Here is a 12,106-nt window from a genome sequence, read left to right as displayed (position 1 = left end):
TCATTATAACGAATTTACGGAAAGCATGCATGAGTGTAAGCACACAACTCCAACAGGCACTACAAACCCATATCGATAAGCACCAGGCCCAGTTTAATTCTAATCCTTTGGCCTATTTCGACCCCGAGTCACCTAGTCCGGCGGCCATCAGCGGCACCGAGCAGGGCGAACAAGTACAGTGGCAAACTTATGTGCGCGATGATAAGGCGACCTTAAGCGATTTGGCCAAGGCGTTAGAGGTTGAATTCCCGGCGCAATTGGAGCAGCTGTTTTGCAGCTGCTATGGCGGTAACTTGCCGGCGCAAATCGATGGTCACGGTATCGAGTTGTTATTGCCCTGGAATGAAGAAGACTTTGTGCGTTTGCAGCAAAATATTACCGGTCATGTGCTGATGAAGCGCCGTTTAAAGCAACAGGATACTGTGTTTATCGGTTTAACCGAGCAGGACGATCTCTTGCTGACGGTGCGCTTAAGCGACGGCGCCGTGTGCCTAGAATATGTGGGCAAGGAGCCGCATCATGTATTAGCTGAGAATATCGGCGCCTTTTTAGACGCCATTGAGGTGATCTGATCCTATTGGTGATCCCAGGAAATATTCGAGACCAGCTCACAGCTATCACAACGGAAATCGAATAAGCCAAACCAAGGTTCGGCGAGTGCCCACTCGCCATCACAGCCCGGACAGCGGCGCTGTTGTTCGTGCTGCAGGCTCTCCCCACCAACTCGGTACAAATAGTAGTACACCGGCTTTTTGGTAAGAAAACGAATGCGCTTGCTCAAGTCCAGACCTCGGCGGGTGAGCGAGCTATCGAGCAGGCTCATTTCATCTAGCGCCGCAAATTCTGCACGGGTGGCACCGTTAATCTGCAGTTGGTCGCAGGCCTGCCAGTCTTCTTGCCACTTGATTAAGGTCTTGTAATCGCCATTGGCAATGGCGGGGAGCTTATAAAGTGGCACCGGCAAGAAATCATCGCCACAATACAGCGGGCTGCAGGTATGCAAATAGGTGGTATAGAGAATATAACAGCTCGGCTCGGCGCAGGCGTCGGCACTGTTGGCATGAATATCCTGACCGATCACCTTAACCTTGGGCGCCAGCAGTCCGGCTTCATTAAGTTTGTTGATGGCGTGTTTAACAAAAGGGCTGTGATGCAAGGGGTGCAGCGAGTCTTCTTCTGGGCACATGACCCGGGTAAGAAAGTAGCCCTCTTTTAATACCGTGGGAAATTCGTCACCGATTATCTGCCCATTCGCGCGCAGCGCCACCACCATTTGGTTGATTGCCTGCTCGGCGTCGGCTAATTGAGTATCTTGATAACAGTCAAAGGTTAAATCGGCAACAAACATCTTTATTTCTTGGCTTCTAATAAAGCCAATAGTTTATCAAGTTTTTGCTCAATACGATCCAGTTGCGAAGATTTTTGTTGCGAGATCTGTGTACTAGGTTCAATAACCATGTTCTTGAAGGCTTCAGGGTTATTTTTGTATTGGCTGACCGCAGCGATGATCATCGGCATGGGCACAGGTTCGCTTAACATGGATTTGGTTAGGGCAACGGTAGGGGTTTTGTTTTGAGCCAATAGGGCTTTGATCGCTTCAAACACCACAGGGTTCATTGTGCTAGGTCCTCTTACTGAAAATCGACGCATTATAAAGGCAGATTCGCTTGGGGGCGAAAAATATCCGCGCAGTGTAGTGCGATTTTGCTGAACCCAAACTGTCCGCAAGCCCAGTGCTGGCGCCAAATTCGCCCGGTTACAGCCTAGTGTCTAAGCTGAGCATCAAGAATATCAATGAGTTCCGCCCAATCTGCATCCTCGGCAAGAGATTCACTAATAAAATGACGCTGGGCATTGGACCAAAACGGCGCATCTGCAAGTTTAAGACTGTTATCTAGTTTGTGATTACTAACAAACTGTTCAATCTGGCTATCGCTGCTCGGCAGACCCAATTGATCGAACAGGGTATTCATACTGTGCTTTGAGGTATCCATGAGTTTCTCAATTTTGTTGATAGCAACTATGTTTAAATATAGAACAACAATGATAACAAGGAAATTCTATGTCAGTGACCGTCGAATACAGGGTCAAATACCTTACTCCAGAGGACTTAAACGTAGCCGCCAGCCTGATTTATCAAGCCTATCATAACGACCCATTAATGCGGGAATTGCTCCATGGCCATGAACAGTCAGAGCAACACTACGAAAAGAAATTGCGCGCCTTAATTCGAGAAGAGCTGCATACCTTTTGGCAGGCCAAACAACCTTTGGTGGGGTTATTTGAAGACGACAGGTTACAGGCCATCGCCTGCGTGTTTGCCTCGGCGGCATCCTTGCCGGCCCAGCGTTACTGGCATTGGCGTTTGAAATTAATGATGAGCGCCGGTTACCTGACTACCCAGCAGCTTATTGAAAAAGAGCAAACCATACGCAATGCCTTGCAAACCATGGGTAATTATTTGTTTTTGGCCTTTATTGCCGTAGCGCCGCAAAGCCAACGTCATGGCTTAGGGCATTATCTGTTAAATAGCCTGGATAGCCTGATGCAGGAGGATAATGATCTTAAAGGCATGGCCGTGTTTGTCACCCAACAACCTCATATCGACTTTTTTATCAGCCACGGTTTTGAAGTATTGCAGACATTGCAATTTAGTAAGGTCAGTGGCGAGCTGCTTTTCAAACATAAAAGCAATGGCGTATAGGGAAATTCGCTTGTAGGAAATATCTCACATTGATGTGCGGTATTCCTGTGTTTTACTTTCTAAAAAAGCATCAAAAAAATTTCAATGTCATGATTTTAAAGGTATTTGTTTTTATGTCATTTTAATGACACTGGTTTTGATTACTTCCTAATGGCTGTATTGGCGGCATTTTTCTCTATCATTAAAAGAGTCAGGAAGACAAGGGTGCAGGATGTACCGGGCCAAGGAAGGGATAGAGGCCAACAAAGCAAGGTGTTGCAGGAATAGCAAGGGAATAGACGGTTAGGAAAGCCGTTCAGGGACTGGAGTACAGGAAGTACAGGGAAGGCTTGGAGCCTAGGAATAGCCAAGATGGCAAGTGGACACTTCAGGACGAAGCAGGAATTAGGGCACGGAGTGCTGTCGGTTAAGATAGGTAATCGAACCAGGAAGGTATAAGGACGACCATGGTGGTCAGCGATAGAGGATATCGCACAGGGAAGAGTTAGATTAGGGCGTGACCAAGGTCACGCCTTAGTTTTATGTCTTACATTTGCGCTTTATATTTTGTGTGGCGGAATGTCTTTGCCGTGCAGGCGCTCATTGTCCATATACAGCTTTCCTTGATACAAGCTCTCACCATCGCTCGAAAACTCAAACAGATAAGTGCTGCGTATTCCCAACTTACCGTTAGTTAATATACCAATACGCCATTTTAGACAGGCCACACTGACAAGCTGAACACCCAGCTGTTGGCACTGATGCTGCGCATGTATCCGCGCCTGTTCAGCTAACTTGCGCTGATACCAAAATAAGCCGATCACCGCCGCGACCAGCATTAACATCCATAAAGTTGCCACTAAGAGAACAAGCCTCCAATTGCCCGCGACAGCGCTTCAGAGCGTTGCTCGCACCTTAACATGGCTAATACATGGGGGCGCAGCGTTGGGATTGCAACGAGATCGGCAAACAGGCTGGCAAAAACAGGCTGTTCAGATTTGATTTGCGCACTTTTCTCCATAAAGGCGGCAAGGCGTTCTGGCGCTTGCAGGTGAGTCCATAAACGCCCGGCGATCACCTGACAAATATCCGCATCTTCAGCCCAGTTTGATGCCAGGACCTCATCGATGGCGGCGCAACAGATGCCAGAAGCAGGAGCAAAGCTGATAGCACGCAGGCTGTCTATCAACAAGGCTTTGTCATTTTTACCTAAGGCATGCTGTATCGATTGCTGTAGCATCTCTGCCACCTGTGTCGATACCTGAGCGTTTTCCAGTTGTGCCGCTAAAGGCTGGCGTACCTCGGCGGGAAGATGTTCCCAAGCGCTGCATAACCGCTGCTCGTTATCGCCTTGGTTTAAGCGCGCGGCAAAATCCGCCAGCCCTTGCACCGCTATGCTTTGCCACTGCTGCCAACCCAGTTTACCGCTGAAATACAGCTGCGTGTGCTCATAATACTGAGATGCACTTTGGCGTAGCTCTACCTTAATATGCGCATTAAAGGCTGCGCGCTTATTGGCATTGGGGGTAAACACATAAGGGTTGTTGTCGAGCTTGCTTTGCTCTTTTTCATCAACCAGTAATTGAGTCCCCACGGCTTCTAGCACCATGTTGGCGAAGTGATCGCGACTGGCGGCAACCAGTTTACTTTGCTCATCCAGTGGCAACTTTAAAAACCACACATAGGGTTCGGCACAGGCCTTGGCATCCCAGAATTGTATGGCGAGTAGGGCATGCTGTGCCAAAGGGAAAGGATAAGCCTGCTTGGTTGACTCGATATCGGCAAAGGTGGCTTTATCTAGTTTCTGCACGCGACGGCCAATGTCGTACACCCGCCAGGTAGTACCTGCGGCGTCGAGTAGCTCGGCTAGGGTGGCAATATTTGCAGTCATGGGCTGCTCCTGGAAATAAAATTCCGCAAATTATAGGCATATTGCGTCATCAACCCAAGGGAAATGCTATTATGGCGGCTGCTAAATTTTTTTAATTCCTAGTATGTACGATAAAACCGCGTCGCTGTTACAGCAGCTAGAAACTCAATTACAGGCACATAAATTGTGGCAAGCCGAACCCATAGATGCGCATTTGCTGCACTCTGGGCAGCCCTTTTGCGTCGATACCCTGCGTTTTGAGCAGTGGTTGCAATTTGTCTTTATCGTAAAAATGCGCGTCTTGGTACAAAATCGCGCCGTGCTGCCAAGTAGCATAGCGCTGACACCCATGGCCGAGTTACAGTGGCCCGGACGTTACTTGGACCTACATAAGGTGCTTACTGCTTTGGATCAGCATCTAAGCCATGATGCGGGTGGCACTTATGAGTGAGCAAACACAGTCGCATGAGATTGAGGTGCTGCCGGTCGAGCCCTTGGAGATCCTTTATCGCGACGAGCATTTTATTGCTATCAATAAGCCGTCCGGCTTGCTGGTGCATCGCTCGCCCATAGACAAAAGAGAAACTCAGTTTGCGATGCAAATGCTGCGCGACCAAATAGGTCAGCATGTTTACCCTTTGCATCGTCTCGACAGGCCTACTTCAGGCGTCTTGTTGTTCGCCCTTAGCAGCGAAGCGGCGCGGGATGCGCAAACTTTGTTTAGCGACAAGCTGATCTGTAAACGTTATTTGGCTTTAGTACGTGGCTTTGCACCAGAAGATAGGTTTATCGACCGGCCATTAAAAGAAAAGCTGGATAAAATTGCCGATAAGTTTGCCGACACCAATAAAGGGCCGCAAGAGGCGCAAACTCAGGTGCATTGCCTGCATCAGGCAAGCTTGCCAGTAAGCCTAGGGAAATTTCCCAGTGTGCGTTATTCGCTGGTGGAGTGTTGGCCGAAGACCGGGCGCAAGCATCAGATCCGTCGTCACCTTAACGGCATTAACCATCCCATTATTAATGACGTAAACCACGGTGATAACACCCAAAACCACTTTTTTATTGACCATTTCGACTGCACCCGCCTTATGCTGTTTGCAACGGATCTGTACTTTGTGCATCCTTATACGCAAACAAGAATTCATATTCGTGCGCCCCTTGGCGAGCAGGCTTTGGCAATTTTTGCACGCTTGGGCTGGCCGCAAAGCGAAGAAAGTTATTATACCAAGGCTGTTAGCATGATGTTTAGCTCGCTAGAATGATTAGCTATTTAAGTGAATTGGTATTATGTAAAGGACCATAAATGGCAACCATAAGTATTTTTTACGGCAGTGTGTATGGCGCCGCCGAACGTCTTGCCGAAACCCTCAGTGCTCATATTAACGAGTTGGGCGGCAGTGCTAAGCTAGTAGATAACCCTCAGGTGGAAGATATTATTGCCGCTGAACAGATTTTGGTGGTCACTTCGACCACGGGGCAGGGCGACTTGCCGGATAACATCTTGCCACTGTATTTAGGTTTGCAAGATCAGTTTCCGCTACTGGGTGCTAAACCTTGTGCAGTGATTGCCCTTGGCGATAGCAGTTATGGCGAGACTTTTTGCGGCGGTGGACGCCAGTTTGAAGAGCTGCTTATTGAGCTACAAGGCAAGATTATCCAACCACGCTTGGATATTGATGCCATGGTTGATTTTGAGCCCGAGCCTGTCGCTCTGCCTTGGGTGGAGCGCTTGGTAGCGCAATCTTAAGCAGGTAATAAACTACTCTTTAAATTAAAAAAAAGCGCTCAAGGAGCGCTTTTTTCGTTCATAAATTACCCGCGTTTTACATCGACAATCAGTTTGAGTTTTTGCCCAGGCTGCAGGTATTTTTTGCTGTCCAGTTTATTCCACTTTTGAATGTCGCTGACGCGCAGACCAAACTGCGAGGCGATACGCGAGAGGGAATCACCGCGGCGTACCTTGTAGGTGATGGTGCGGTTAACACTTTTAACGGCCCCCGAGTTGGCCGCCTGGCGAATTTTTAACTTTTGCCCCAGGCGCAGCACCGCATTGTCTTTAAGGTTATTCCAGGCTTTAAGCTGGGCTACTGTCACATCATATTCGCGACTGAGATCCCACAGGGTATCGCCGGATTTCACCGTATGGCTTCGGGTCACACTTGAACCGCCATTAACAGCCAAACGTACACGCTCGGGTAGATGGGCGGCACCCTGGTCCGATAAGGGGATCATCAGGGTCTGGCCGACGCGGATATTGGTGGACGATAAGGAGTTAAGGCTTTGAATGGCTTTAACATTGGTGTTGTGCTTGCGGGCAATCAAGGACAGGCTGTCGCCGGAGCGCACAGCATACTGTTGCCAGCGCATGCGGTCTTTGAGTTGTGCCGTCGCCAGACGTTTCTCGAAGCGCTCTATGCTGTCGAGCGGCAGCAATAAATGATGTGGCCCTTCAGGGTCGCTGGCCCAGCGGTTAAAAGCTGGATTCAGGCGGTATAGCTCCGACAAGGAAATGCCCGCCATTTTTGCGGCCATCTCAAGATCGATTTGCGTACCGGCATCGACGCGGTCAACGACCTGGGCGTTAACGATTTTATTCCAACGTACACCAAACTCATCCTGACGCTTTAGCAAGTCGGCAAGGGCCAACAGCTTAGGCACATAGGCGGTGGTTTCTTTAGGTAGCTCTAAGGACCAGAAGTCGGTAGGTAAGTGTTTGCGACGGTTCTTTTTAATGGCGCGCATCACCCGGCCTTCGCCCGAGTTATAGGCGGCGATGGCGTTAAGCCAATCGCCCTCAAGGGTTTTGTGCAAATATGACAGGTAATCTAGAGCCGCGCGCGTCGACTCGGGAATATCGCGACGACCGTCGTACCACCAGTTTTGCTTTAAGCCGAAACGCTTGCCTGTTTGCGGCATAAATTGCCAGATACCACTGGCGCTGCGATGGGAGTAGCCATAGGGGTCAAAGGCACTTTCAACTATGGGCAGCAGGGCGATTTCGATGGGCATCTGCCGCTTTTCCACTTCTTCAACTATGTAGTAAAGATACGGTTCGGCGCGTTGTGAGATGCGATCCAGATAGGCTTGATGACGGGCATAATAATTACGCTCGGTCACCACAGGGCGATTTTGTGGTATGTCGATAGAGAGCTGGAAGCGAATGCGCTCCCATACATCATCAAAAACGGGTACCGGCTCTTCGCTGTCGGCCTCAAGCTGCTGCCCATCATCGAGCAGGTCCAGGGTGAGCGCTTCACTTATTTCTTGCGGGCTGGCGCCATTATCCGGTAATTGTGCCACCGGAGTGGTCTCGGTTGCCGTACAGCCCGTTAATAGTGCCAACAACAATGCCAGCGAATAGGTAATCTTGTTCATGAACCGTTAATTTTTGCAAAAACTGCGCGCATACTAGCAAAAAGTTATGAGCGTAGACAAATTTTGCACAGTTTGCTGAGCTCGCAATGGCCTTAGAAGTTATCCTTCCAGGCGCGCAGGGCGGCAAACTTGGCCGCCGCATCGTCCTGTTGTGGCCGATATTGCTGAGGAAGGGCGTTCAGGGCTATTTCATCGGCACGCAAAAATGGATTGATGCGTTTTTCCAGGCCTATGGTGCTCGGCAAGGTGTTTAGATCCTGCTCACGCTTGGCCTCGACCTCGCGCTTGTAGACTAAGACATCTGCATTATTGGGCTGACTGGCAGCAGCAAACTGCATATTGGCCTGCGTATATTCATGGGTGCAATAAACTTGTGTGTTGTCATCTAACGCCCTAAAAACCTGCATTGATTGCCACATCTGCTCGGCGCTGCCTTCAAACAGACGCCCACAACCGCCGCTAAACAGGGTGTCACCACAGAAAACCAGGCCGACTCCGATATAACAAATATGATCAAGCGTGTGTCCTGGGGTGGTATGAACTTTAAAGTCGTATCCAAGCACGCTTAGCGTATCGCCGTCGCCAAGTGCGACATCGACATCAGTAAAGGGACTGTTTTTAGGCCCGTACACTGTGATTTGTGGATAGGCCTGTTTGAGTGCGTCCACCCCTGTGGTGTGATCCCAGTGATGGTGGGTAATAAGGATGGCGGCCAGAGTTTTGCCTTGCTCCTTAAGGTAGTCAAAAACCGGCTCTGCCAGGCCTGGGTCGACGACCACTACCTGTTTATTATCGCTACCTTGTAGCGCCCAAATATAATTATCCTTGTAGGCTTTTATTGCCTCTACTTGCACCATGGGCCATTGCTCTATATCGTTAACATATTCATTAGTATAACGAGCTAATTGTGTGAAACCAGCACTGAGTTTGCAAAGACATCCGCCGCCCCATGCCTGGGGGCAGTTTCCTCATGGCGAGTATCTGCAAAGCGATATTGAACGCAAGATGCAGCCTTGGCTGGAGCGCATGTTTGGCTATCACCTGTTGAAAATAGGTGATCTCAGCGTGCAACTGGATACTTCCGCCAGTCCCATCAAGCACCAGGTTGGAGTGGCGGCGCGTACGCCAAAGGCCGGGGTGATTGCCGAGGTGGATGAGTTGCCCTTTGCCGAGGGCAGTGTTGATGCCTGTGTTTTAAGCCTGTGCCTGGAATACAACACAGATCCCCACCATATACTCAGGGAAGCCCATCGCACCCTGATAGCCGGTGGCTATATAGTTATTACTGGTTTTAATCCTCTTAGTTTTTGTGGCTTAGCCAGTTTGATGCCTTTTAGCCGAAAAAAATTACCCTGGAGCGGTCGTTTCTTTACCCCCTCAAGGGTTAAAGACTGGCTGGATTTACTGGGGTTTGAATTGGTTGCCGAGGAGCGTTTTTTGCACGCCTCTTTAGCGCGTGGCTCACGGTTATCCCGCTTTGCTCGCTGGCGCAGCTTTTGCCGTCATTATCTAAAACCCATGGGCAGTGTCTATATGCTGGTGGCGCGCAAAAGAGTGACACCTTTGACGCCAATCAAACCCAAGTGGCAGGCTCGTCCAACCTTTAAGCCTGCCATCAAGGGAGTGGAGGTGAGTCGCCGAGGACGCACCAACAAAACCTTAAAGGACCAGCGCCCCCTGTAGATTAAAGGGCACGGCGATATCCATCAGTCTTGGCTTGTTTAGGCTGGCATCTCGCAATTGGCGTTGGGCGATAAAATCCTCTTTGCGCTGTTGCAAATGCACATTTGCCTGGCGTTGCTCCAAGATTGTACTGTGGCAATCCAGGGCGCGGTCATTGGGCTGATAATCATGACAAACCCACACCTTGGTGTGCCCGGGTAGGGCCAGCAGGCGAGTGATGGAGTCATACAGCTGTGCTGCACTGCCATTGGGAAAATCGCAACGGGCGCTGCCGGAGTCCGGCATAAACAGGGTGTCGCCAATAAACACCTGATTATTGCAATAGAGGCTAATGCCATCGGGCGTGTGGCCCGGGGTGGCAATAATCTCAATATTCAGGTCACCCAGAGCTAAAATATCGCCGTCTTTCACATGCACATCGAATTGCGAGCCATCGGTGGCGCAGTCCAGTTGATAGATGGGTTTCAGGGTTTGTTGCACTTCGGTGATATGCTCGCTGACCACGATTTTCCCGTGACTGTGCTGGCGCAGGTAGGCGCAGGCGCTGAGGTGATCGGCATGAACATGGGTTTCAATGATCCACTGCAGCTGTAACTGATGCTTATTGATATAGGCCAGCAGCTTGTCGGCGCTGCTATAGCTGAGGGTATGCGACTCGCTGTTATAGTCGGCGACGGCGTCTATCACCGCCGCGACCTTAGTATGGGCGCAATAAAGAATGTAACTCAGGGTGTTACTGTCATCATGGAAAAAGGGAATGACCTTGAGTGACATAGCTATTCCAAAATTAGTTATAAGTTATATCCATTCGTTATATAACATTCACACCCTTGAGTAAAGTTAGCCTCGGCTAACGGCGGCGGCATCTTTGGGACTAACCTTGGTAGCCCTCATCCACCAATAAATTATGGCTCATGGCCGCATCACGGGCTAAATCATCAACGATTTCATTTTCATCATGGCCGCTGTGACCCTTTACCCAGTGCCAGCTTACCTGGTGTGCAGTACGAGCTGCATCAAGACGTTGCCATAGGTCGACATTCTTTACCGGCTGTTTATTGGCGGTGCGCCAGTTGCGCTTCTTCCAATTGTCTATCCAACTTTCAATGCCTTGTTTTACGTATTGGCTGTCGGTGGTGATATCGACATGACAGGGGCGTTTAAGGGATTCCAGGGCGACAATGGCCGCAAGTAGCTCCATACGATTATTGGTGGTGTTCTTATAGCCCTGGCTGAGCGTCTTTTGATGTTCTCCGTAGCGTAATAACACGCCGTAGCCGCCCGGTCCGGGATTACCTAAACAGGAGCCGTCGGTATAAATTTCTACGCTTTTTTGCACGCTTTACCTTGTTATTATGTACAATGTCCGAAGCAGCAAAGATAGCAAATATGAGCGTAAACTGATATGGCGCAAAGACAAATAGTCCTAGATACCGAAACCACGGGCATCAACCCCAAAGACGGCCATCGCATTATAGAAATAGGCTGTGTGGAATTGGTTAATCGCCGCCTGACCGGCAATAACTTTCATGTTTATATCAATCCGCAACGGGGTATCGAAGACGAAGCCATAGATGTACACGGTATCACCACCGAATTTCTAAAGGGTAAGCCCTTGTATCATCAGGTAGCCGATGAGTTTCTTGACTATATTCGCGGTGCTGAGCTTGTCATTCATAATGCGCCGTTCGACGTCGGCTTTATGGATCACGAATTTGCCCTGCTTAATCGCGGCCTGCCAAAAACCGCGGACGTCTGTGAGGTTCTCGACACCCTGGTTATGGCCCGAAATATGCACCCGGGTCAAAAGAACAGTTTGGATGCCTTATGTCGTCGCTATGATATAGATAACTCAAAGCGAACCTTGCACGGCGCCTTACTGGATGCCGAGATCTTGGCCGATGTTTACCTGGCCATGACCGGGGGCCAGAAAAAACTGAATCTAGCGCAAAATAACGAACAACAAGACAGTGCCAACAGCGGCGGTATTATCCGCCTATCGAGCGATCGAGCCCCGCTTAGTGTGATACGCGCCAGCGAAGCTGAGCTGGCTGAGCATGAAGAGCGTTTGGACTTGGTCGCCAAAGAGGGTGGCAGCTGTTTATGGCGTGTTGAATAAATACCAGGCTTTTACAACAAGGATGTGCAGGATAACGTGCCGTCTTTGTTATCCGCAGGCAATGAGTTGCCCTAGCGGGTGCCGGGCAAGTTGATTATTTGCTGATTGGTACCTGTTTCGTCGTATTTTCGCTCTGAAAAAGCCACTAATGTCAGGTGCTAATTTGCTGTTTTGGTGGAAAAAACAACAAGGCTATATCAGTGCTTTACAAGCAAACTTAGGTAAAAATGGCTCAAAAAGTGATAAATCAGGTGAAATTTTAAACCTTTCGATGCCAGATGACTAAAAAAGCCTTAAAATTTCAAAAAAACTGTTGACTCACCAAGGGGTGATTCGTATCATTCACGCCGCTGTCAGGGCAGAGTCCTGAACAGTT

The 12,106-nt window shown here is 49.4% G+C and carries 17 protein-coding genes; 8 read left to right on the top strand and 9 right to left on the bottom strand.

The window, feature by feature from the left end:
- Window positions 1-29 precede the first annotated feature (29 nt).
- Window positions 30-572, top strand: coding sequence for a SecY-interacting protein (syd, locus tag C2M24_RS13870; RefSeq protein WP_105215617.1), 543 nt, complete (start codon window positions 30-32; stop codon window positions 570-572).
- A 2-nt stretch (window positions 573-574) separates the two neighbouring features.
- Here syd and C2M24_RS13865 read toward each other — a convergent pair whose 3' ends face one another.
- The 3 genes from C2M24_RS13865 to C2M24_RS13855 all read right to left on the bottom strand — a co-directional run bounded on the left by C2M24_RS13865 (window position 575) and on the right by C2M24_RS13855 (window position 1,994).
- Window positions 575-1,348 (bottom strand): Zn-ribbon-containing protein, encoded by a 774-nt coding sequence (locus C2M24_RS13865; protein WP_105200574.1) that lies wholly within the window; start codon window positions 1,346-1,348, stop codon window positions 575-577.
- Window positions 1,349-1,350: 2 nt separating this feature from the next.
- Complete coding sequence (locus C2M24_RS13860; protein ID WP_105200573.1) at window positions 1,351-1,617, bottom strand: hypothetical protein; 267 nt, start codon at window positions 1,615-1,617, stop codon at window positions 1,351-1,353.
- A gap of 146 nt (window positions 1,618-1,763) precedes the next feature.
- Window positions 1,764-1,994: a DUF2789 domain-containing protein gene (locus C2M24_RS13855; RefSeq protein WP_105200572.1), complete on the bottom strand. Its 231-nt coding sequence runs from the start codon at window positions 1,992-1,994 to the stop codon at window positions 1,764-1,766.
- Window positions 1,995-2,062: 68 nt separating this feature from the next.
- Here C2M24_RS13855 and C2M24_RS13850 point away from each other — a divergent pair, with 68 nt between their 5' ends.
- Window positions 2,063-2,704, top strand: coding sequence for a GNAT family N-acetyltransferase (locus tag C2M24_RS13850; RefSeq protein WP_105200571.1), 642 nt, complete (start codon window positions 2,063-2,065; stop codon window positions 2,702-2,704).
- A gap of 539 nt (window positions 2,705-3,243) precedes the next feature.
- Here C2M24_RS13850 and C2M24_RS13845 read toward each other — a convergent pair.
- The gene (locus tag C2M24_RS13845) at window positions 3,244-3,528 is read right to left on the bottom strand and encodes a DUF3301 domain-containing protein (protein WP_442792519.1); all 285 of its coding nucleotides are present in this window, start codon (window positions 3,526-3,528) and stop codon (window positions 3,244-3,246) included.
- 14 nt (window positions 3,529-3,542) lie between these two features.
- The gene (locus C2M24_RS13840; RefSeq protein WP_105215615.1) at window positions 3,543-4,574 is read right to left on the bottom strand and encodes a DUF3549 family protein; all 1,032 of its coding nucleotides are present in this window, start codon (window positions 4,572-4,574) and stop codon (window positions 3,543-3,545) included.
- A 103-nt stretch (window positions 4,575-4,677) separates the two neighbouring features.
- Here C2M24_RS13840 and C2M24_RS13835 point away from each other — a divergent pair, with 103 nt between their 5' ends.
- From C2M24_RS13835 to C2M24_RS13825, 3 genes are read left to right on the top strand one after another with little or no spacing between them, the layout of a single operon-like run.
- Window positions 4,678-5,004, top strand: coding sequence for a YqcC family protein (locus C2M24_RS13835; RefSeq protein WP_105215613.1), 327 nt, complete (start codon window positions 4,678-4,680; stop codon window positions 5,002-5,004).
- Window positions 4,997-5,815 carry a tRNA pseudouridine(65) synthase TruC gene (gene truC, locus C2M24_RS13830; RefSeq protein WP_105215611.1) on the top strand — a complete coding sequence of 273 codons (819 nt, stop codon included), beginning with the start codon at window positions 4,997-4,999 and terminating at the stop codon, window positions 5,813-5,815. Before C2M24_RS13835 ends, truC begins: the two co-directional genes overlap by 8 nt.
- Before the next feature lie 41 nt (window positions 5,816-5,856).
- Window positions 5,857-6,300 carry a flavodoxin gene (locus tag C2M24_RS13825; protein WP_105200566.1) on the top strand — a complete coding sequence of 148 codons (444 nt, stop codon included), beginning with the start codon at window positions 5,857-5,859 and terminating at the stop codon, window positions 6,298-6,300.
- Window positions 6,301-6,365: 65 nt separating this feature from the next.
- Here C2M24_RS13825 and C2M24_RS13820 read toward each other — a convergent pair whose 3' ends face one another.
- A complete protein-coding gene (locus C2M24_RS13820) occupies window positions 6,366-7,928 on the bottom strand; it encodes a LysM peptidoglycan-binding domain-containing protein (RefSeq protein ID WP_105215609.1) in 1,563 nt (520 codons plus the stop codon).
- Between the two features lie 92 nt (window positions 7,929-8,020).
- On the bottom strand, window positions 8,021-8,785 hold the full coding sequence (gene gloB / locus C2M24_RS13815) for a hydroxyacylglutathione hydrolase (protein ID WP_105215607.1): 765 nt from the start codon (window positions 8,783-8,785) through the stop codon (window positions 8,021-8,023).
- 52 nt (window positions 8,786-8,837) lie between these two features.
- Here gloB and C2M24_RS13810 point away from each other — a divergent pair, with 52 nt between their 5' ends.
- On the top strand, window positions 8,838-9,611 hold the full coding sequence (locus C2M24_RS13810) for a class I SAM-dependent methyltransferase (RefSeq protein WP_105215605.1): 774 nt from the start codon (window positions 8,838-8,840) through the stop codon (window positions 9,609-9,611).
- On the opposite strand, the gene C2M24_RS13805 is transcribed toward C2M24_RS13810, so the two are convergent.
- Together C2M24_RS13805 and rnhA are read right to left on the bottom strand one after the other, a co-directional pair.
- A complete protein-coding gene (locus tag C2M24_RS13805) occupies window positions 9,588-10,385 on the bottom strand; it encodes an MBL fold metallo-hydrolase (RefSeq protein ID WP_105215594.1) in 798 nt (265 codons plus the stop codon). The two genes, C2M24_RS13810 and C2M24_RS13805, sit on opposite strands and share 24 nt — an antisense overlap.
- 100 nt (window positions 10,386-10,485) lie before the next feature.
- Window positions 10,486-10,950, bottom strand: a complete 465-nt coding sequence (gene rnhA, locus C2M24_RS13800) for a ribonuclease HI (protein ID WP_105200561.1) — start codon at window positions 10,948-10,950, stop codon at window positions 10,486-10,488.
- Window positions 10,951-11,016: 66 nt separating this feature from the next.
- On the opposite strand from rnhA, the gene dnaQ reads away from it, so the two are divergent.
- Entirely contained in the window at window positions 11,017-11,730 is a 714-nt protein-coding gene (gene dnaQ, locus C2M24_RS13795; protein ID WP_105215592.1) for a DNA polymerase III subunit epsilon, read from the top strand.
- Between the two features lie 148 nt (window positions 11,731-11,878).
- Window positions 11,879-12,016: a hypothetical protein gene (locus tag C2M24_RS16020; RefSeq protein WP_158677884.1), complete on the top strand. Its 138-nt coding sequence runs from the start codon at window positions 11,879-11,881 to the stop codon at window positions 12,014-12,016.
- Window positions 12,017-12,106 lie beyond the last annotated feature (90 nt).

This window comes from Pseudoalteromonas sp. T1lg22, assembly GCF_002964645.1.
In the GTDB taxonomy this organism is placed as follows: Bacteria; Pseudomonadota; Gammaproteobacteria; order Enterobacterales; family Alteromonadaceae; genus Pseudoalteromonas.
Note: the sequence above shows the minus strand (reverse complement) of the source record. Positions and strands in the feature narration are given on the sequence as shown.

What these genes read in the sequence shown, in the direction of transcription:
- syd (WP_105215617.1), top strand. Translation starts at nt 30, where the DNA reads ATGAGTGTAAGCACACAACTCCAACAGGCACTACAAACCCATATCGAT.
- C2M24_RS13865 (WP_105200574.1), bottom strand. Translation starts at nt 1,348, where the DNA reads ATGTTTGTTGCCGATTTAACCTTTGACTGTTATCAAGATACTCAATTA.
- C2M24_RS13860 (WP_105200573.1), bottom strand. Translation starts at nt 1,617, where the DNA reads ATGAACCCTGTGGTGTTTGAAGCGATCAAAGCCCTATTGGCTCAAAAC.
- C2M24_RS13855 (WP_105200572.1), bottom strand. Translation starts at nt 1,994, where the DNA reads ATGGATACCTCAAAGCACAGTATGAATACCCTGTTCGATCAATTGGGT.
- C2M24_RS13850 (WP_105200571.1), top strand. Translation starts at nt 2,063, where the DNA reads ATGTCAGTGACCGTCGAATACAGGGTCAAATACCTTACTCCAGAGGAC.
- C2M24_RS13845 (WP_442792519.1), bottom strand. Translation starts at nt 3,528, where the DNA reads ATGTTAATGCTGGTCGCGGCGGTGATCGGCTTATTTTGGTATCAGCGC.
- C2M24_RS13840 (WP_105215615.1), bottom strand. Translation starts at nt 4,574, where the DNA reads ATGACTGCAAATATTGCCACCCTAGCCGAGCTACTCGACGCCGCAGGT.
- C2M24_RS13835 (WP_105215613.1), top strand. Translation starts at nt 4,678, where the DNA reads ATGTACGATAAAACCGCGTCGCTGTTACAGCAGCTAGAAACTCAATTA.
- truC (WP_105215611.1), top strand. Translation starts at nt 4,997, where the DNA reads ATGAGTGAGCAAACACAGTCGCATGAGATTGAGGTGCTGCCGGTCGAG.
- C2M24_RS13825 (WP_105200566.1), top strand. Translation starts at nt 5,857, where the DNA reads ATGGCAACCATAAGTATTTTTTACGGCAGTGTGTATGGCGCCGCCGAA.
- C2M24_RS13820 (WP_105215609.1), bottom strand. Translation starts at nt 7,928, where the DNA reads ATGAACAAGATTACCTATTCGCTGGCATTGTTGTTGGCACTATTAACG.
- gloB (WP_105215607.1), bottom strand. Translation starts at nt 8,785, where the DNA reads ATGGTGCAAGTAGAGGCAATAAAAGCCTACAAGGATAATTATATTTGG.
- C2M24_RS13805 (WP_105215594.1), bottom strand. Translation starts at nt 10,385, where the DNA reads ATGTCACTCAAGGTCATTCCCTTTTTCCATGATGACAGTAACACCCTG.
- dnaQ (WP_105215592.1), top strand. Translation starts at nt 11,017, where the DNA reads ATGGCGCAAAGACAAATAGTCCTAGATACCGAAACCACGGGCATCAAC.
- C2M24_RS16020 (WP_158677884.1), top strand. Translation starts at nt 11,879, where the DNA reads ATGTCAGGTGCTAATTTGCTGTTTTGGTGGAAAAAACAACAAGGCTAT.